Source organism: Tenacibaculum sp. E3R01, from assembly GCF_003318185.1.
Taxonomy (GTDB): Bacteria; Bacteroidota; Bacteroidia; order Flavobacteriales; family Flavobacteriaceae; genus Polaribacter; species Polaribacter halocynthiae.
Map to the genome: position 1 here is coordinate 180,912 of NZ_QOCC01000025.1, position 20,272 is coordinate 201,183.

18 protein-coding genes are annotated in these 20,272 nt (G+C 26.3%); 14 read left to right on the top strand and 4 right to left on the bottom strand.

The genetic code is table 11. The features are described 5' to 3' along the window. Positions 1-18: 18 nt before the first annotated feature. The 7 genes from DS884_RS13455 (at position 19) to DS884_RS13485 (ending at position 8,768) form a co-directional block, all read left to right on the top strand. Positions 19-705, top strand: coding sequence for an aspartate/glutamate racemase family protein (locus tag DS884_RS13455; protein WP_113787095.1), 687 nt, complete (start codon positions 19-21; stop codon positions 703-705). Further along, positions 705-1,559, top strand: a complete 855-nt coding sequence (locus DS884_RS13460) for a mechanosensitive ion channel family protein (RefSeq protein WP_093871135.1) — start codon at positions 705-707, stop codon at positions 1,557-1,559. The genes DS884_RS13455 and DS884_RS13460 overlap by 1 nt, the downstream gene beginning before the upstream one ends. A gap of 182 nt (positions 1,560-1,741) precedes the next feature. Beyond that, complete coding sequence (locus DS884_RS13465; protein ID WP_113787096.1) at positions 1,742-3,076, top strand: DEAD/DEAH box helicase; 1,335 nt, start codon at positions 1,742-1,744, stop codon at positions 3,074-3,076. A gap of 55 nt (positions 3,077-3,131) precedes the next feature. Beyond that, entirely contained in the window at positions 3,132-4,259 is a 1,128-nt protein-coding gene (locus tag DS884_RS13470; protein WP_113787097.1) for a methionine aminotransferase, read from the top strand. 137 nt (positions 4,260-4,396) lie between these two features. Beyond that, positions 4,397-5,239 carry a YitT family protein gene (locus DS884_RS13475; protein WP_113787098.1) on the top strand — a complete coding sequence of 281 codons (843 nt, stop codon included), beginning with the start codon at positions 4,397-4,399 and terminating at the stop codon, positions 5,237-5,239. A gap of 80 nt (positions 5,240-5,319) precedes the next feature. Further along, positions 5,320-5,814, top strand: a complete 495-nt coding sequence (locus DS884_RS13480; RefSeq protein ID WP_113787099.1) for a hypothetical protein — start codon at positions 5,320-5,322, stop codon at positions 5,812-5,814. Positions 5,815-5,930: 116 nt separating this feature from the next. Next, complete coding sequence (locus DS884_RS13485; RefSeq protein WP_113787100.1) at positions 5,931-8,768, top strand: M16 family metallopeptidase; 2,838 nt, start codon at positions 5,931-5,933, stop codon at positions 8,766-8,768. 31 nt (positions 8,769-8,799) lie between these two features. On the opposite strand, the gene DS884_RS13490 is transcribed toward DS884_RS13485, so the two are convergent. Beyond that, positions 8,800-9,501, bottom strand: coding sequence for a LytR/AlgR family response regulator transcription factor (locus DS884_RS13490; RefSeq protein WP_113787101.1), 702 nt, complete (start codon positions 9,499-9,501; stop codon positions 8,800-8,802). Further along, positions 9,494-10,624 carry a sensor histidine kinase gene (locus DS884_RS13495; protein WP_113787102.1) on the bottom strand — a complete coding sequence of 377 codons (1,131 nt, stop codon included), beginning with the start codon at positions 10,622-10,624 and terminating at the stop codon, positions 9,494-9,496. Before DS884_RS13495 ends, DS884_RS13490 begins: the two co-directional genes overlap by 8 nt. A gap of 206 nt (positions 10,625-10,830) precedes the next feature. Between DS884_RS13495 and DS884_RS13500 the strand changes: the two genes are divergently transcribed. The 5 genes from DS884_RS13500 (at position 10,831) to DS884_RS13520 (ending at position 16,819) form a co-directional block, all read left to right on the top strand. Next, a complete protein-coding gene (locus DS884_RS13500) occupies positions 10,831-11,739 on the top strand; it encodes an ABC transporter ATP-binding protein (protein WP_113787103.1) in 909 nt (302 codons plus the stop codon). Beyond that, positions 11,721-15,278: an ABC transporter permease/M1 family aminopeptidase gene (locus tag DS884_RS13505; protein ID WP_113787104.1), complete on the top strand. Its 3,558-nt coding sequence runs from the start codon at positions 11,721-11,723 to the stop codon at positions 15,276-15,278. Before DS884_RS13500 ends, DS884_RS13505 begins: the two co-directional genes overlap by 19 nt. 215 nt (positions 15,279-15,493) lie before the next feature. Continuing rightward, the gene (locus tag DS884_RS13510; RefSeq protein WP_158530845.1) at positions 15,494-15,985 is read left to right on the top strand and encodes a DUF2975 domain-containing protein; all 492 of its coding nucleotides are present in this window, start codon (positions 15,494-15,496) and stop codon (positions 15,983-15,985) included. A gap of 2 nt (positions 15,986-15,987) precedes the next feature. After that, entirely contained in the window at positions 15,988-16,194 is a 207-nt protein-coding gene (locus DS884_RS13515; RefSeq protein ID WP_113787106.1) for a helix-turn-helix domain-containing protein, read from the top strand. A 76-nt stretch (positions 16,195-16,270) separates the two neighbouring features. Next, on the top strand, positions 16,271-16,819 hold the full coding sequence (locus DS884_RS13520) for an STM3941 family protein (protein WP_113787107.1): 549 nt from the start codon (positions 16,271-16,273) through the stop codon (positions 16,817-16,819). A gap of 116 nt (positions 16,820-16,935) precedes the next feature. Here DS884_RS13520 and DS884_RS13525 read toward each other — a convergent pair whose 3' ends face one another. Together DS884_RS13525 and DS884_RS13530 are read right to left on the bottom strand one after the other, a co-directional pair. Then, on the bottom strand, positions 16,936-17,313 hold the full coding sequence (locus DS884_RS13525; protein ID WP_113787108.1) for a DUF2200 domain-containing protein: 378 nt from the start codon (positions 17,311-17,313) through the stop codon (positions 16,936-16,938). Between the two features lie 112 nt (positions 17,314-17,425). Continuing rightward, positions 17,426-17,902, bottom strand: a complete 477-nt coding sequence (locus tag DS884_RS13530) for a GNAT family N-acetyltransferase (protein ID WP_093871150.1) — start codon at positions 17,900-17,902, stop codon at positions 17,426-17,428. Positions 17,903-18,036: 134 nt separating this feature from the next. Here DS884_RS13530 and DS884_RS13535 point away from each other — a divergent pair, with 134 nt between their 5' ends. Together DS884_RS13535 and DS884_RS13540 are read left to right on the top strand one after the other, a co-directional pair. Next, positions 18,037-18,588 carry a hypothetical protein gene (locus DS884_RS13535; RefSeq protein WP_147239411.1) on the top strand — a complete coding sequence of 184 codons (552 nt, stop codon included), beginning with the start codon at positions 18,037-18,039 and terminating at the stop codon, positions 18,586-18,588. Positions 18,589-18,636: 48 nt separating this feature from the next. Beyond that, the gene (locus DS884_RS13540; RefSeq protein WP_113787110.1) at positions 18,637-20,232 is read left to right on the top strand and encodes a hypothetical protein; all 1,596 of its coding nucleotides are present in this window, start codon (positions 18,637-18,639) and stop codon (positions 20,230-20,232) included. The last annotated feature ends 40 nt before the right edge of the window (positions 20,233-20,272 follow it).

Genomic DNA, 20,272 nt, shown 5'->3' on the forward strand with positions numbered 1-20,272 from the left:
ATAAAATAATTGTTATAAATGAAAACAATAGGATTAATTGGAGGTATAACTCCACAGTCAACAATCATGTACTATCAAGTTTTAAATAACTTAGCTAGTAAAGAATATGGTGATAAACATTCGGCTAAAGTAATTATTAATTCTGTTGATTTTGGAGAAATATCTAAGCTCCAATCTGAGGGTAAATGGGATGTTTTAGATGGTATAATGGCCAATGCTGCTAAAAGTTTAGAAAATGCTGGAGCTACTAGTATATTAATTTGTGCAAACACCATGCATTTAACTATTGAAGCTATTAGGAAAGTGGTACAAATACCAGTAATTCATATTGCTGAAGCCACAGGTGAACAAATTTTAGAAAAAAAAATATCTAAAGTAGCTTTATTAGGTACAAAATATACCATGGAAAAAACATTTTATATTGATGTATTGAAGAGTATGGGAATAGAGGTTATTATTCCTGAAAAAGTAGATAGAGAAATAGTTCATACAATTATTTATGATGAGTTATCTAAAGGAGTATTAAAAGCTACTTCAAAAGAAGCATATATTACAATTATTAATAAGCTTGAAAATAAAGGAGCTGAAGGAATTATTTTAGGATGTACTGAAATACCTTTATTAATTCAGCAAGAAGATGTGTCAATCCCTGTTTTTGATACGACAACAATTCATGCAACCAAAGCGTTTAACCTTTCAAAATAATGAAAGATTTATTTACATATCAATTTGATTTAGATTCTTTTATAGGAATCATAGCTTATATTATTCTTGTAGTTTTTATAGCTTGGTTAATATCTAGAGGAATTCGATATATTATTTTACAAATAATAAAATATAGAAAAAGAGATAGGTTTGGTGGAACAAGTATTCAGTTTTTAAGAAACTCAATTAAGTTTATTATTGGTGTTCTGGGAATCATGTATATTATTATGACGGTGCCTCTTTTTAGAAACAAAGCTTCTTTTATTTTTTCAGGGGCAGGAATACTTGCAGCTATTATTGGTTTTGCTGCACAAGCAGCTTTATCTAATTTAATTGCAGGAGCATTCATCGTTATTTTTCGTCCATTTAGAGTAGGAGATTATATTAAACTAGATGAACAACGAATGGGAATAGTTGAAGATATAACGCTTAGACATACGGTAATTAATAATTTTGAAAATAAAAGATTGATTATTCCTAATTCGGTAATTAGTACTGATTCAGTATTAAACCATACGATTGAAGATTCTAATATTTTAAGTTTCAATAATTTTAAAATAGGATTAAAGGCTGATATTGATTTAGCAAGAAAAATTATTCAAGAAGAAGCTATAAAACAACCAAATGTAATTGATAATAGAACACCTGCACAAGTATTAACTTCTTCTAATCAGGTAGATGTCCGTGTAATTGATGTTCATCCAGATCATATTCATATGAGAGCCTATGTTTGGTTAAATGAACCTTTTTTAGAGTTTAAAACTAAATGTGCTTTAAAGGAATCAGTTCATAAACGTTTTCTTAGTGAAGGAGTTCATTTACCAATTCCGATTAATAAAATTCTTAAACTTTAACTACTTAATAGTTTTTTTGATGTAAATAGTTTAGATTATAAGAAAACTCAAGAAATTCTATAAAATATAGAACTACTCTCAAAGTAATATTGATTAAAAAGGAGTAGTTTCGCGGTCTAATAATAGTTTAACATTAATTTCTTTTAATTAGAACACCAATTGTAAAGAATAAAAATAAAATTATGGCCACTACATTTAAAGAATTAGGAGTTAACCCTTTTTTAATAAAAGCATTAAATACTTTAGATATTAAAATTCCTACACTTGTTCAGGAAAAGGTAATCCCTGTAATTTTACATCAAAAAAGAGATGTAGTTGCTTTGTCTAAAACAGGTACAGGTAAAACAATTGCTTTTGGATTGCCATTATTACAATTAATAAAAGAAGAGAAAAGCCATATTCAAGCTGTTATTTTAGCACCAACTAGAGAGTTAAGTCAACAAATTTTCAACAATTTAGAAGCTATTGTTCCAGAGAGCTCTAATATCTCTATAGCTTCTATTAATGGAGGAGTTCCTGTAAAATCTCAAATAGAGCGTTTAAAAGAAGATACTCATATTGTAGTAGCTACTCCTGGTCGTTTAGCAGATTTAATAAAACGTGAAGCTATTAATGTCAAAAATATTTCTTATTTTATTTTAGATGAGGCTGATGAAATGGTAAGCGCTTTAAAAGAAGAGTTAGATAATGTTATAAAAGAAATTCCAAAATTAAGAAGAACATTATTGTTTACAGCAACGATGCCTGGAGCTATAAAACAATTGGTTCAAAATTACATGTCTAAACATGTGCTTCAAATTGAAGCAGATATGGCAACAGTTGGTAATAAAAGTATTGATCATCAATATGTAGTTGTTGAACCTATTGAAAAGTTAGATGTATTACTTCATTTTTTAAACTCGAGGGTTGGAGAACGAGGAATTATATTTTGTAAAACAAAAGCTGCTGTTAATAAATTGGCTAAAAAATTAGCTATAAATAAGTTTTCATCTGGTGCTATTCATGGTAGTTTAACACAAGGAATTCGTGATCGTATCATGGGGCAGTTTAGAGAAGGTTTTATTGATATATTAGTTGCTACTGATTTAGCAGCAAGAGGTATTGATGTAAAAGACGTTTCTTATGTAGTTAATTATCATTTACCTGATACTTATGATGCCTATGTTCATAGAAGTGGGCGAACAGCTAGAGCTGGAGCAAATGGGTTATCATTAACTATTATTCAAGAAGAAGAAGTAGAAGATATAGCTGATTTTGAAGCTGAGTTAGACATTGTATTTAAGCCCTTTAAAAAGGCAGATGCAAAGAGTATTGAAGAAAACAACGGACTTATTTGGGCTAAGAAAATATTTAAAACTAAACCAAATAGAGAGGTTTCTCAAGATTTTAAAGCTAAAATAAAAACAATATTTCATCATTTAACAAAAGAAGAATTGATAGATAAGTTAGTGGCTAATTATTTAAATGAAACGAAAAGCTCACTAATAAAAGATGAAACTCTAAAAAAGAAAAAATAGTTAATGGGCATATAGTTATTCGAGTTTATTACTTTAGTAAAAAGATTAACTAGAAATGTCTAAACTACCAAATACACCTACAAGTATATTCTCTATAATGTCGCAATTAGCGAACAAACATGGATCCATAAATTTATCGCAAGGGTTTCCTAATTTCCCTGTTGATGAGCGTTTATTGAATATAACTAAAAATCTAATAGGCAAAAATGTTCATCAATATACTCCAATGAACGGTTTGCCTTCATTATTAGAGAATATAGCATCGTTAACATTTAAAAATTATAAGCGTAAAGTTAATATTGCTTCTGAAATGTTAATAACAGCAGGTGCTACACAAGGTATTTACACGGTTATTAATTCATTTGTTAAAAACAATGATGAAGTAATTATTTTAGACCCTAGTTACGATAGTTATGAGCCTTCAGTACTTGTAGCAGGAGGTAAGCCTGTACGTATTTCTTTAAATGATGATTATTCTCCTAACTTTAATAGAATTGAAGACGCAATTACTAAGAATACAAAATTAATTATAATAAATAACCCTCATAATCCTACAGGTAAAATTTGGAAAGAAAGTGAATTTCAAGCACTAGAAAGTCTTTTAGAAAAGAATGACCATGTTTTATTACTAAGTGATGAAGTGTATGAATATATTTCATTTTCACACCATCATATTTCTATAAATACAAGACCCAAATTAAGAGATAAAGCAATTGTAGCATCTTCTTTTGGAAAATCATTACATGTTACTGGATGGAAAGTTGGCTATTTAATAGCTCCAGAAAAGTTAATGTTAGAAATAAAAAAAATACATCAATTTTTAGTTTTTAGCATTAGTAGCTTATCACAACATGCGATTTCTGAATACTTAGACATTGTTGATTTCAATGAAATTGAAAAAATGTATGTTAGTAAAAGAACTTTATTTCAAAATTTATTAAAAAATAGCAAGTTTGAATTACTACCCTGTGAAGGAACATATTTTCAAGTTGTAAATTATAAACAAATTAGTACAAAAGGAGATATGGATTTTGCTAAAGAGTTAATAGTAAAGCATGGAGTTGCAGCTATTCCTATTTCCGTATTTTATAAAGATTCAACTGATAAACAAATGTTGAGATTTTGTTTTGCAAAGACTGACGAAACGTTAATTGCAGCGGCTGAAAAATTAGTTAAAATTTAATTAGTTTTTGTTTCTGAAAACGAGTATTTGTTTAGTTGAATTATTAACAGAATAAGGTAAAATAGTATTATAATCAACCGTTTTATCCGTTGCCAACTAGTAGATTGTTTTAACTTTGCAGCTTATATATTTTTAGAATGAAAAAAGAGTTTTTTAATTATACTTTTATAATTGTAGGTTGTGCTTTAATGGCATTTGGAGTTGTTGGTTTCTTGAGTCCTAATAGTATTGCTATGGGAGGTACAGGAGGTTTAGCTATTATTTTCAATAGCCTTTTTAAAATATCTATTGGTATATTATTTGCAATTATAAATATTCCTTTGTTATTGGTAAGTATAAAGTATTTAGGAAAGTATTTTGCTATAAAAAGTACGATAGCTATTTTATTAATTAGTGCATTTATAGACACACTTTCTCACTTTGTTAGTTTAGAACCATTAAGTAATGAACCTTTATTAGCTACTTTATATGGTGGAGTATTTGTTGGAGCCGGAATTGGTTTTATATTTAAAGGAGGTGGTTCAGCAGGTGGAGGTACGATAATAGCAAGAATAATAACCTCTAAAACATCATTAAAAACAGGAACCGTAATTCTTATTTTAGATTCTATTGTTGTTGTAGCTACAGGATTTGTTTTCAATAATGTTGAATTAGCATTATGGAGTATGATTAGTATTTTTATTACTACAAAAATGGTAGACGTTATTTTAACAGGACGACCTAATGGCCGAATAGTTCATATTTCTTCACCAAACAATTTAGAAGCTATTGGTTTGTTAATAAATGAAAAAATTGGAGTGAATGGGACTTTAATTAAAGGTAATAATTTAAGTTTAACTCAGGAAAAACACATGATATTTGTAACAGTTCCAATAAATAGATTGAGTACTTTAAGGCAATTAATACGTACTGAAGATACTTCTGCTAAAATGATTGTAATGGATGCTTCAGAAATGTTAGGATCCAAGTTTTTAAATTAGGTATTTAAAGTATTTTATAAATATAGTTTTTTAATTTGCCATATAAGTTAATAGCTAGCGCAATTATTAGTATCCATAGAATGAAAAAAAAATGGGAAGTAACTGAAAAAGTCATAGGTTTATTTCAAATATTTTTTGGAATTTTAATCTTAGTACTAGAAATATGGAGTATTAAAATATTGTTTAATATAGGACTCAAACACTACAATTATTCTTGGGAACATATATCTATATTTAAAGTATTCAAAAATTATCATTATCAAATATTAATTCCATTATTAACCATATTTGCTGGTGTAACACTAATATTAAAGAAGAGAATAGGTTGGTTATTTGGAATTGTTACTTCAGTTTTACATGTAATGTCAATGATTTTATTTTCAGTAACAAATGCAACTGTAGAAAATAAATATTTAAATTTCATTTATGTTTTTATTTCAACTTTATTTATCCTAATAACTGTATTGTTAATGAATAAGCATATTCGAAGTAAATATAATCTTACAAAACAAACTTGGGTAATAATTGGTTTACTCTTTATTTTATTGTTCTTAGATAAATTATTCATAAAATAAACTTATTGTAATAAATAGTTTTTTCATATAATGCTTCTAATTTTTTAAAGTTACGTTTTATTTAAAAATACTATCTTTATTCATTCAATTATCTTTTTAACTAAAAACAGAAATGAATGAGACTTTCAACTATTGCAATTATATTATGTAGTTCTTTTTTTCTCTCTTGTAAAACCGAGGGAAATTCAAAATCAAATGCTTCCTCCAAAGCAGACAAAGAGTTTAAAATTGACTATGAAAAATTTACTTTAAGCAATGGCTTAGAGGTTATTTTACATGAAGATCATAGTGACCCTATAGTTGCAGTGGCTACTATGATGCATGTTGGATCTAATAGAGAGAAACCTGGAAAAACTGGTTTTGCTCATTTCTTTGAGCATATGAGTTTTAATGATTCAGAGAATGTTCCTGTAGGAGCAAATAGAAAGATGATTCCTGAATGGGGAGGAAGTAGAAATGGTGGTACTTGGAGTGATGGAACTGTATATTATGAAGTAGTGCCAAAAGATGCTTTTGAAAAAATTCTTTGGATTGATAGTGATCGTTATGGGTATATGATTAATACGGTTACCAAAGCTGCTTTAGAAAGAGAAAAGCAAGTGGTGAAAAATGAAAAACGTCAGCGTGTTGATAATGCTCCTTATGGTTATACTGATGAAATTATAAGAAAAAATCTTTATCCAGAAGGGCACCCTTATAATTGGACTGTAATTGGTGCATTACCTGATTTACAAGCGGCAACTATTGACGATGTTAAAGAGTTTTATGCAAAATACTATGGAGCAAAAAATGGATCTTTAGTAATTGCAGGGGATATAAACATTGAAGAAACAAAAAAATTAGTAAAAAAATGGTTTGGTGAAATACCGAGTGGACCTGATGTAGAAGAACTGCAACCAATGCCTGTAACATTAACTCAAAATAAATCACTGTATTTTGAAGATAATTTCGCAAAACTTCCAGAGTTACGAATGGTAATTCCAACGATTGAAGAATACAATAAAGATGTATATCCACTTCAAGTTCTTAGCCAATTATTAAGTGGAAGTAAAAAAGCTCCATTATATCAAGTAGTGGTTGAAGAAAAAAAATTAGCCCCTAATATTAGTATTTATCAAAGAAGCAGTGAAATAGCAGGAGAATTTGTTATTAGAGCAAGAGCTAATGCAGGTACAGATTTAGATGATTTAAAATCTGCTATAGATGAAGGGTTGAAACGTTTTGAAAGTAATGGTGTTAGTGAACAAGATTTAAAACGTATCAAAGCAGAATTAGAAACAGGATTATATCAAAGTGTAAGTACTGTTTTAAACAAAGCATTTAAGTTAGTTCAAGATAATGAGTTTAACGGAGATCCTAGCTATATTACAAAAGCTGCTAAATTAATGAATTCAGTAACTGCAGCTGATGTTATGAGAGTTTATAACAATTACATTAAAAACAAAAACTATGTAATGACAAGTGTTGTTCCTAAAGGACAATTAGAATTAGCTATTGCTGATGCTAAAGAAGCCAAAGTTTGGATAGAAGAAGTAAAGCAAAATGTAGCTAATGAAGAGGTAGGGCAAGGTGAAGAAGCTAAATATGAAAAAACTCCAAGTACGTATGATAGGAGTGAACCAGCCTTTGGAGAATTACCTTTATTTAAATCTCCTGAGGTTTGGACTACATCTATAAATAATGGAATAAAAGTTTATGGAATAGAGAATAATGAAGTTCCTTTAGTTCAATTTGATTTGACAATTCCTGGTGGACATTTATTAGATTTTAAAGGTAAAGAAGGTGTAGGAAGTTTATTAAGTGATTTAATGATGGAAGGAACAGCATCTAAAACTCCTGCTGAACTTGAGGAAGCTATAGGTTTATTGGGTGCTAGCATAAGTGTATATAGTGCTAATGAAGATTTTCATATTGTAGGATCTTGTTTAACAAAGAACTTTAAAAGTACAATTGCTCTTGTAAAAGAAATATTGTTAGAACCTCGTTGGGATCAAAAAGAATTTGATAGATTAAAACAAGCATTAGAAACTAGTTTAAAAGGACGTGAAGCAAATCCAAATGTAATTGCTTCTACGATAATGAATAAGTTAATTTTTGGAGATAAACATATGTTTAGTATTCCAGGTTCAGGTACTTTAAATACAATTAAAACAATTACAGTAGATGATTTGAAGTCGTATTATAAAAAATTATCACCTAAAAAAGCGACTTTTCATGTTGCTGGTGCTATAACAGAAGATGAAGCTTCAAAAACAATAAGTACACTAAATGATTTTAACGGTATTGATATTATACTTCCAAAACAAGAGTTACCTAGTGAATCAAAAGCTGGTAATTTATATTTTGTAGATGTACCAGGGTCTAAACAATCTGTAATTATGATTGGTAAATTGGTTTTATCTGCTACTGATGAGAATGCTAATAATTTAGATTTTGCAAATGAAATTCTTGGAGGAGGTTCAAGTGGAAGATTGTTTCAAACTTTACGAATTGAAAAAGGATATACATATGGAGCTTATTCTAGCTTTAGAAATAGTAAAGAAATTTCTCCGTTTTTAGTAAGAACAAGCGTTAGGGCTAATGCTACATTAAAATCTTTAGAAATAATTAAAAACATGATAAGCAATTATTCGAAGGATTTTACTCAATCTGATGTAGAATTAACAAGAAACAAACTTTTAAAAGCTGATACAAGAGCATTTGAAAGTTTAGGGGCAAAACTAAGAATGGTTCGTAATATGAGTAAATATAATAGACCTTCTAATTATACAGAAATGAATCAGAAAGAATTAGTTTCAATGACTTTAGAAGATTATAAAAAAATTATAGATACCTATTTACAAGAAAAGGAAATGATTTATTTAATAGTTGGTGATAAAGCATCACAATTAAAAGAAGTCAAAAAATTAGGTAAACCAGTAATTGAATTGGATATCTACGGTAATACTATTTAGCAGATTTTAAAAGAAATAACGTTAATAAACTTTATGAATAGAGTTTATTAACGTTATTTTTATAAGTTTGGCCAATAGGTACTTTATGCTCATTAATTAAAATACGATTTCCTTCAATAAATTTTATTTTATTTATTGCAACAATAAATGATTTATGTACTCTTAAAAAATCATTTGCATTTAATATATCTTCATAATACGAGATTTTTTCATGACTCACAATCATCTCATTTGTTAAAAATAATTTAGTGTAATTTCCATAAGCTTCAATATATAGAAGGTCATTTAAATTAATTTGATGATGTTTTTTATTGCCTTTGACAAAAAAACGAGAATTTGTTTCAGAAGTAGTATCTACTTCTTTAATCACTGTTTTAATAGTATTTAAATCAGTTATTTTATTAACTGCTTTTACTAAGCGATCAAAACTAAAAGGTTTTAAAATATAATCTACAACATTTAATTCAAACCCTTCTAAAGCATATTCTTTATATGCTGTTGTAATAATAGTTTTTGGAGGTTTTGTAAGTGTTTTTAAAAAGTCAAGCCCTCTAAGCTTCGGCATATTAATATCTAAAAACATAAAATCTATAGTATGTTCATTTAAATATTGCATAGCTTCCATTGCATTATAACAATTTTTTTTCAATGTTAAATGAGGTAACATGTTACAGAACTCTTCAATAATCTCATGAGCTAAAGGTTCGTCATCAATTATAATATAGTTAAGCATTTTTATTTATTTTTAGAGTGGTTTTATAAACGTTATTGGATATATCTATAGTTAGTTCATGCTTATTATTGTACAATAAAGAAAGTCTTTTTTTAAGGTTTTCTAACCCAATACCTTTAGTTTTATTTATTTCATTAGGATCAAAATTATTTTCAATAACAAAAAATATAGCATCATTTGTATCGTATAAATTTATATTGATAAAAGCATTTTCAGTAAGAGTGTCAATACCATGCTTAAAAGAGTTTTCTAAAAGCATTATATATAGTAAAGGTGCTATTGTTAAATGATGATTAACATCTTTATAATTGAAAGAAATTTCTACTGATTTTTTGTACCTAATTTTATGGAGTTCAATGTAATTATTTAAATACTCAATTTCATCTAAAAGTTTTACAGTTTCTTTTTCTCCTTCATATATAGTGTAACGCATCATATCTGATAGCTTTAAAATAACATCAGGAGCTTGTTTAGAATTCTTTATAGTTAAAGCGTATAAGTTATTTAATGTATTGAAGAAAAAGTGTGGATTTATTTGTGTTCTAAGTAACGATAATTCAGTTTTTGCTTTTTCATTTTTTAAATTTTGTAACCATTTCCATTGTTCAAAAACCCATACTAAAAAGAATAAAGGAATTGGTAAAAAGAAGATGTAAATTGGAAAATTTTCTTTAATCTTTAAATAAGCATCTAAATTTCCTGAAAGTAGCCTTAAATAGAAAAAGTATAAAAGTAATGGGGCGTAAATAAGTGTTATTAGTTTCCAATATTTTGTAAAGAATTTTGGAGCTATGATATATGCAAAGCCTAACCAAAAGACTAATAAAAGGGTAAAAGTTATTGGGTTATCTGGTACCTTCATATAAGAATCTATTACTAATGCTACAAAGAAAATAGCGATTATAGCAAATACTTTTAACAGAACATTTTTTTTAGTTATTAGATACTTGTAATGATGAATAGGTAACGCAATTACTAACCACCAAAATAGAGTAATAATAAACACTTCAAAAGGTTGATCACGAGGTATGTTTAAATATTTGGTAGTATCTAAAAAGTAAAATATTGGAATAATAATTAAACCAATAAAGAAGGCTTTGTATTTTTTAAAAAACTTAATCATATATCAAAACTACTAATGTTCTTATGTTTTTACAACTATATTGATATACAGTATGAAAATTATGATGAACAAGATCATTTTTATGATGAACCTAGTTTTAATGTAAAAAATAGTATATGTATGTAAATAAGTTAATTGTACGTCACTTTAAGTTTTAAAAAGAAGATAAAAAAAACACATTTGTAATGTAATTAAAAAGGATCATTATGAATACACTAAAAATAGAAAACTTAACTAAAACATATTCAAACGGAGTAAAAGCATTAAAGGATATTAATATAGAAATTACTAACGGAATGTTTGGCTTATTAGGAGCTAATGGGGCTGGAAAATCATCTTTAATGAGAACTATTGCTTCTTTACAAGAACCTACTTCAGGAACTATTACATTTAATGACTCAAATATAGTAGAAACTCCAGAAAAGATTAGAAATTGCTTAGGGTATTTACCACAAGAATTTGGCGTATATCCAAAAATATCTGCAGAAAAACTATTAAATCATTTAGCAGTTTTAAAGGGGATTATTAATAAAAAAGAGCGTAAAGAACAAGTAACAGCATTACTACAACAAGTTAATTTATATCAACATAGAAAAAAAGCAGTGCATACATTTTCAGGAGGTATGCGTCAGCGTTTTGGTATTGCCCAAGCATTATTAGGAAATCCTCAAATAATTATTGTAGATGAACCAACAGCTGGTTTGGATCCAGAGGAAAGCAATCGTTTTTTAAATTTATTAAGTGAAATAGGGGAGAACGTTATTGTAATTTTATCAACACATATCGTTGAAGATGTAAAAAATTTATGCCCAAAAATGGCTATTCTCTCAAATGGTCAAATTATATCAGAAGGAAATCCAAAAACATTGGTAGAGAGTATTAAAAACAAAATATGGAGTAAAATTATACGCAAAGAAGATATTGAATCGTATAAAAAAGCTTTTGATGTTATTTCAACAAAATTAGTTTCTGGTGATACACAAGTAAGGGTTTTATCAGAGACTAAACCGGAAATAGGTTTTGAGTTAATTACTCCAAATTTAGAAGATTTTTACTTTGCAACACTTTTTAATAATCAATTAAAAAAGCATAAATTATGTTTAAACAGTTATTAAATTTTGAGGTTTATTATCAATTAAAACAACGTGCATTTCCAATATTTGTTATTTTATTTTTAGCGCTAGGTTATTTTGTAGGTAAGCAAGGATTTGCTCCTAAGGGAGTTCATTTTAATTCAGTATATCAAGTTTATTTTCATACAAGTCTTTTTACATTAGGAAGTGTATTTATTATTATGTTTTTCGCTGTTAGCGCAATGCTTAGAGATAAACAACATAATATGGAGAATTTAATTTACAGTTCTTCAATTAAAAAATCACACTATTTTTGGAGTAGATTTTTAGGTACATTTATTTTTAGTACACTAGCTTTTTCGCCTTTTATAGTAGGTTATATTGGTGGGAATTATTTTTCAAATTTAGATCCAGAACGTTTAGGTGATTTTAAACTATTAACATATTTACAGCCTTGGCTATATATTGTTGTTCCTAATATCTTTATTTGTACAACGGTTGTTTTTTCTGTAAGCACATTAACCAAAAGTAGTATAGCAACTTATATTAGTGCTGTATTTTTATACATGCTGTATTTCGTTTGTTCAATCTTTTTAAATTCTCCACTTCTTGCACAATCTGTTCCTGCATCACCAGAAAGTATGGCTATAGCTGCTGTTGCAGATTTGTTTGGGATTGCAGCATTTTTTGAACAAACACAATATTGGACTCCATTTCAAAAAAACACGCAATTATTATCATTTTCAGGTTACTTTTTTATGAATAGATTAACTTGGCTTCTTGTTTCCTTTGGAGTTTTATTAAGTACTTATAAATTATTTTCTTTTAGGAAAATAACAAAAAAAATAAAGAAAAAAAGGAGATTTAATACAGGAAATACAACTTTAATAGATTATAAACCATTAGAGCAAATCCATAATTTTAAAACAAAAATAAAAACATTTATATCTTTAATAAAATTAGAATTAGTAAGTGTTTTTAAGAGTTTACCTTTTATTGCAGTTCTTATAATGTGGTTGTTTATTGTGTTTTCAGAATTATATGCAACAGTAATAGAAGGAGGTGAATATGGAGTTAGTTCGTATCCTTTTACGAATCAATTAATAGCTTTAATAGTTGACCCTCTAACAATTTTTAGTTTACTATTAATTATATTCTATAGTGCAGAAATTGTATGGAGAGAGCGTAGCTTAAATTTTAATTTAATTATAGATGCGGTTCCAACAAAAAATAGCACATTCTTTTTATCCAAATTTTTTGTAGTAGTATTATTACCAATTATTTTAATAACTACAGGAATTTTAATGTGTATTATTTTTCAAGTAAGTTTAAGTTATACAAACTTTGAGTTTAGTTTGTATGCCTCATTGTATTACCATTATGGTTTACAATTAATGGTTTTCTCAATGATAGCAATTTTTGTGAATAGTATTGCTAAAAGTAAATATGCTGGAATGGGAATTTTTAGTTTAATTGTAATATTAAGTTTAAAATCTAGTTTAATAGGACTAGAGCACCCGTTAACAAGTATTGGTTTTATGCCACGAGTTGCATATTCAAATATAAATGGTTTTTATGGAGGCTCAAGTTTATTTAACCATTTAGCATTGTATTGGTTAGTTTTTGGTCTTTTTTTAATGACTTTATCATTTAAAATGTGGAATAGAGGAGTAGTATCAGATTTTTTATTTAAACTAAAAAAGCTACGCTATGAGTTGACTAAAATTCAAAAAGTATCAATTTCATTTTTAGTAGTACTATTTATTAGTTTTGGGTCAATAATATTTTATAATATGAATGTGATTGATACCTATGAAACTTTCAATAATCAATTAGATTTTAGAGAACAATATGAGAAAAAGTTTAAAAAATATGAAAATTTAGAAAGACTTTTTCCAATATCTAGAAAAACAGAAGTAGCTATTTTTCCTTCAGATAGACGCTATACTGTAAAAGCAAATTATATTTTGAAAAATGGTAGTTCAAAACCAATATCAGAAGTTTTTATAACAGAAAGAGTTCCGTTAAAGTCTATTTCTTTAGAAAAAGGAACGCTTATTAAAAAAAATAATGAATTTGGTATATACATATTCAAATTAAACGAGGATATTCAACCAAATGACTCATTATTATTTAATTATGAGTTGGCTTATAAAGTTAAAAAATACGAAAACAATAAAACGATTGTTAAAAGCGGAACATATATAACACACAGAACATTTGAACCTATTCTTGGGTATAGCAATAGTTTAGAAATAACTAACAGAGTAGAACGAGAAAAAAGAAATTTACCAAAAAGAAAAGAAGTAGAAATATCAGATTCTCATATTGAATTAGATGATTTTAATAATGAAAAAATACATTTTGAAACCATTGTATCAACAAATAAAAATCAAAAAGCTTTAAGTTCGGGTAGTTTAATAAATGAATGGGTTGAAAATGATAGGAATTATTATCATTACAAGTCTAAAAATAAGATTATACCTATGATAGCTTATTTTTCAGGAGTATATAAAACTAAAAAAGTTAATCATAATGGGGTTTTAATTGAGCAATACTATGATGAAAACCACTCTTTCAATATTGAAGAAATAGAAGAAAGCGCAAAACAAACTTTAGATTATTGTCAAGCTAACTTTGGTAAGTATAATTTCAATCACCTAAGAATAGCTGAAATACCTTCACATTGGTCATTTGGAGGTTTTGCACACCCAGGAGTTATAAGTATGGTAGAAGACCGATTGTATTTATCAAATGTAAGTGATTCCTCAATATTCAATTTAGTAGCAAAAAGAACAATTCATGAAGTAGGACATCAATGGTGGGGACATACATTATCAGCAAAACCAGTTGCAGGAGGGGCTATTTTTGTTGAAGGCTTTGCAAAGTATACTGAGGCTGTAGTTATGGAAAAAATGTATGGAAAAAGAGCTTTATACGAATTAAGTGATAACACTAGAAGAAGATATTTTTATGGTAGAGCTTTTGCTGGTGAACAAGAGCCTCCAGTTTATAAAGTATTAGGACAAGGATATATTTCTTATGGAAAAGCATTAACCGTTTTATTAGCTGTAAGAGATTTAATAGGTGAGAAAGAATTAAATATAGTATTAAAGAGTTTAACAAAGAAATATAGAAATAGTAAAACTTTAGAAGTAAATTCTATTGAGTTTTTAGAGGCTTTGTATGATGTAACTCCTTTAAAATATCATGAATTAATTGATGATTGGTTTAAAAGAGTAATTACGTATGATTTAGCAATAGATAGAGGAGAGTTTAAACAATTAAAAAATGGAAAGTTTAAAGTAACTGTTACATTAAAAGCAAAACGATTTAATACTTTGAATTCAGGAGAAATTAAAGAAACATCTATTAATGAGCCAATAAAAATAGGGGTATTTAATTCACACCCTTCTAAAGTAAAAAGTAATGATCAAATATTATATTATCAATCATTCATGATTAATAAAGAAACTTCAGAGGTTACATTAATAGTTAATGAAGAACCTAAATATATCAGTATTGACCCATTTGGTACAAGAAATGATGAAAATTTAATAGATAACATTATGAAACTATAGTATATTAATCAATAAATGAAAAGAGGTGAATTAAGTTAATTTTAATTCACCTCTTTTTTATTGAAGATTAAGTTCATTATAATTACTAATTAGTTGAATATCTTCTTTAAAGTAAATTAATTAATATTCATAAAACAATAACAAAATATTGTTAAAAAACTATTTATTATCGTTTTACGATAATTTTATGTATGTTTGTAGAAATAATTAATCATATGAGAAAAATATTTCTATTTGCAATTAACTTTTTATATATCCTTCATTTCGTAGGGTTCTTGAATATAATTTCAATACTGCCTTTTAATAATTCTACGGATGTAAATTATAAAGATGTAACATTATTCTTTTGGATAGTGTTTATTATAAGTGTATCAACTTATATTATATTTTTAAGAGGGATAAATTATTTAAGAATATCAGCAAAATTTTTGTTATCTAGAAAGCCTTTTTCTGAAGAAATTACTAGTAACTTAAAAAAATCAGGTAAACATTTTTTAATTACTGGAATACTTGCTTTATTTCTTATCATGTTTATAGTTTTCGATAGTTCATTATATGCTAAATTACTGCTGAGTATAGATTTAATAGGTTACCTATTTCTTGTTGCCCCTCTGTTTTTGATGATTATTGGAATGTTTCTATTAATTCAGAGTGAAATGCTATTAATAGCAAAAAATCTTAAAAGTGAAAATGAATTAACTATATAACTATGCCTATTATAATAAATCTTGACGTTATGCTTGCTAAAAGAAAAATGAAAAGTAAAGAACTCTCTGAAATAATTGGTATAACTACAGCAAACCTTTCAATTTTAAAGTCTGGAAAAGCAAAAGCAATAAGGTTTTCCACTTTAGAAGCAATATGTAAAGCATTAGATTGCCAACCTGCCGACATACTTGAGTATTCTGATTCTTAATAAAAACTAATTAGAAAATATAATTATAAAACGTTTTTAACAATTTACACTATTAACAACTTTAAAATCAAATAAAATGACTAAACAAATTGAAATACCACTAAGTAAAAATAAATTATATCTAATAGTTTTTGGCTCTTTACTTTTTGTAATTGCTGGAATTTGGTTAATTACAAGTCCTAATCAATTTCAAAACATATCAATAAATTTTTTAGATAATCTTAATTTAATAAAAAGCATTGGAATATTAAGTATTCTATTTTTTGGAATAACAGGAATTTATGGAATTAGAAAAATATCTGATAATAGAGCAGGCTTAATAATTGATGAAAAAGGAATAACAGATAATTCTAACGCTTCAAGTATTGGGTTAATTGAATGGAACGATATCACAGAAATTAAAACAGAAGTAGTAGGGATGTCAACAAGGTTTATTATGATTAATGTGAATGATCCTGAAAAATATATAAAAAAGGCTACAAGTAATTTAAAGTCAAAACTAATGAGAGCAAATATGAAAATGTATGGTACGCCTCTTTCAATTACAGCAAACACACTTAATTATGATTTTGATAAACTTGAACAATTAGTAGAAAGTGAGTATAGCAAAAATAAATATGATTAAAAAAATATAATATTGATCCAAAAAAACCATTGTTAATTCAATGGTTTTCATTTTTTAGGTATATATTAATTATTAATAATCAGTACTAGTTAAGACCTTAGTATTAACATTAGTTCTTAATTTTTCTCTTTACGGAGTATTTTTTCCATTTTACGGCCTTTTGCTAACTCATCTATAAGTTTTTCCATACGCCTACATTGTTTATACACTTTAAATTTATCATCTATTTCTTCAATTCGATAACCACAAACTACTCCTTTAATCATGTATGCATTTGAATGTATTTCTGCTTTTTCAAAAAATGTTTTAAATGTTGCTTTCTCTTTAATAAGTGCCTGCAATTTATTTTCATCAAAACCAGTAAACCATTCTATTACTTGATGAAATTCTTTTTTTGTTCTACCATTCTTTTCTAATCTGTTCCAATAAAGAGGGTAAATAGAAGCAAAAATCATATTTGCAACTTTTTCATTTTTTTCAGTTGTAACCTTCATTTTTTAAGATTTTAAATTGGTTTTAATAATAAGTAAAAGCACAATGCAAGATAATAGAAAATTATCTGATTTTTGAGGTGGTACTTAACCAAAATCTTGTGTTATAAATAGTTTATAATTCATATTTAAATAAAACTCTATGTTCATTTATTCCATCATAATTTTCAAAATATGAAATCCCATCTATTTCTTTATTTCCTTTTTGAATTGAAAAACCTAAACTTTTATGAAAATTAATAGAGAGTTTGTTTTTAATGGAGGTTACACATTCTATTTCTTTTAATTTTAAACATTTAGCCTCTTTAAAAAAGTGAGCATATAGTTTTTTCCCTAAATTGAGTTTCCTAAATTCTGGATTTACCCCAATAAAATGTACATAACCTAATTTTGGATTATCTTGAGATATAAAACCAATAATGAATCCTAATATTTGATTTTGATCTTTTACAATGAAACTTGTATTAGTAAAATATTTAAAAAATAGCCGAGGCAACATATCTGTCATCTTTCGACCTCCCCACCAATTATTTAATTCATTTATTATAAAATTATAATCTTCAGGACTTATCTTAGATATTTTAGCATTCATAATTTTTTGTGATTTAAATTTTGTCCCTATATATGTTTTAAATATTATCGTATATATTTATTATTGAGCCTATCTTAACTAAATTTAAAATAGTGTACTTTTATCAACCTATAAAAAAGATGATAATTTTAGTTATGAAAAATTTAAGAATATTTCTATTTATTCTAGTTCTTCCTTTAGTAATTATATCATGTAAAAATGTTTTGTTACCACAATATAAAGGTAATATACTTATAATTGATACAAAGGGAAATGAATACAAATCAAAAGCGATTATTTCAAAAGATGTAAGAGATTTTGAATTAAAAGCATCTATTAAGTTTGAAAAAACATACCGAAATAACTCTTCTGCTTGGGCAGGTTTTTTTATTAAAGCTGATAATTTAAAAGGTAAACATGGAAAAGACTCTGGGTATTTATGTTTTGTTAGGGAAGATGGTGAAATAGGTATTCATTCAAGTCCTCCTCCAAATAGAGAAGTTATAAAACAAACATATAAGTTTCCTATAAAATTAAATAAAAAAAGAGACATAATAATTATTTGCCAAAATTCTAAAATTTCTTTTTTTGTTGATAATCAACTAATCTATCAAATTAATGACATTGGATTAAATGGTCCATTTATTTCTGCTAATTGTGGAGGTGGAGTTTCAGTTTTTAAGATTGATTATATTAAAAAAATGTAAATTATTATCAACCTAATAACCTTACATTTTAAAAAATTGTTTGTAGAAATGAAAAAAAGAATTTGTTTTATATTGTTTATAATAAGCTTATTAGTTGTTAATTCAGCTATTAGTCAAAATATTAATTTAGAAGTTCAAAAGTTAATAGATTTAAATTTACTAAATTTTTATCAGGGCCAAAAAATCAACAAAAAAATTTCTTTCATTGGTAAAGTTTCAAAAGGACAACTCCTTTATTTTGTATTTCAAGAAGAATTTGAGAAAGTAACAGGCTATAAATATTCTAGCGTTGATACAGTGTTTGACTTTGATGAAAAGTTAAAAAAGAATGAACAAAAAGAAATAAATAAGTTACTATTTAAATACTTAACAAAATTACAAAAAGGCTCATTAATTAATGATAAATTATATCAACTGAATATTAACAAAATAAAAAATAACGAGTACAACAATCTATTTAACCTTTTACTTAATTTAATCAATCAAATAAGTTTTGATGAGTGGATGAGCACCACAAGGCAAAATAATTTTAGAGTTAAACTATTTAAAAATGGAATTATTAGTAAAGAAAAAAATAATCAGTTACGTTTGGATATTAGTGAAAATAAATTAAAATCACCTCTAGAATTTATTAACTACTGTAAAAATGCAAAATTTTTCGATTTATCAAAATATTCAAACGAACCAATTGTTTATTTAAAGGAAATACATGAATTAACCTCTAAAATCTTACCTGAATTAAGTTTTACAAATTTTAAATTTGAAATTAAAATAGATTCATTAGAATCATCAATAGATTATACTTCACATAAGTTAGTAGTTTCAATAAAATCAAATAATAAAACATATAAACAAAAAAGTTTTTTTTTACATAATAATACTGATTTAAACGATAACTTTTTCATTAAAATAGATAAGGAAAAATATTATCAAGTTTTTAATAAAATATTAAATGATTTAAAATCAAATTATCAGTTACATTTAGTTAAATACAAATTTATTAATAAACAAAATTTTGAAAATCAGAATTTTGGTATTATAGCTTTGAGAGAAGATCAGTCAAAAATATTTAGAGATTTAAAGAGCTATTGGAATTTAAGCTATGAAAACTTTGATACCTCTATTACAACAACCAAAATAAATGATGTAATATCTCAGTTTCGAACACTTGGATTATTTAATCATTTAGATAAAAACGAAGTATTAAAAAGTATTGATATTATAAATGAGAAAAAGATAAATGATTTAAATGAAATTCTTTCTTCATTTTCTGAAGTTGTTTTATCTTTTGATACTGAGTTAAGTAATTTAAATAATCCTTATGAAGAATTACTGTATGAATATTCAAAAATTTCACATAAAGAATTTAATCCAATAAAAGTTAGTGATAACTTTAATTTGAATAATGAAAATGTAATTTTAAACTTTATTTTTAATAATAAAAAATATAAAAAAGAATTTAAAATTAATCGTGATTGGATAGATACTGAGTTTTTTAAGTATTTAAATGATATTGCTAAAAAGCATAACTTAAGTGGGAAATTTTACAGACTATTTGGTGATGGAGCTGTAGTAATTTATTTAACTTCTGAGCAATATAATTATATTAGAGAAAATAGACTTTTAATTTTTGCAGATCAATAGATTCGTCAGATAAATAAAAATTAATAATAAATCTTTTCTT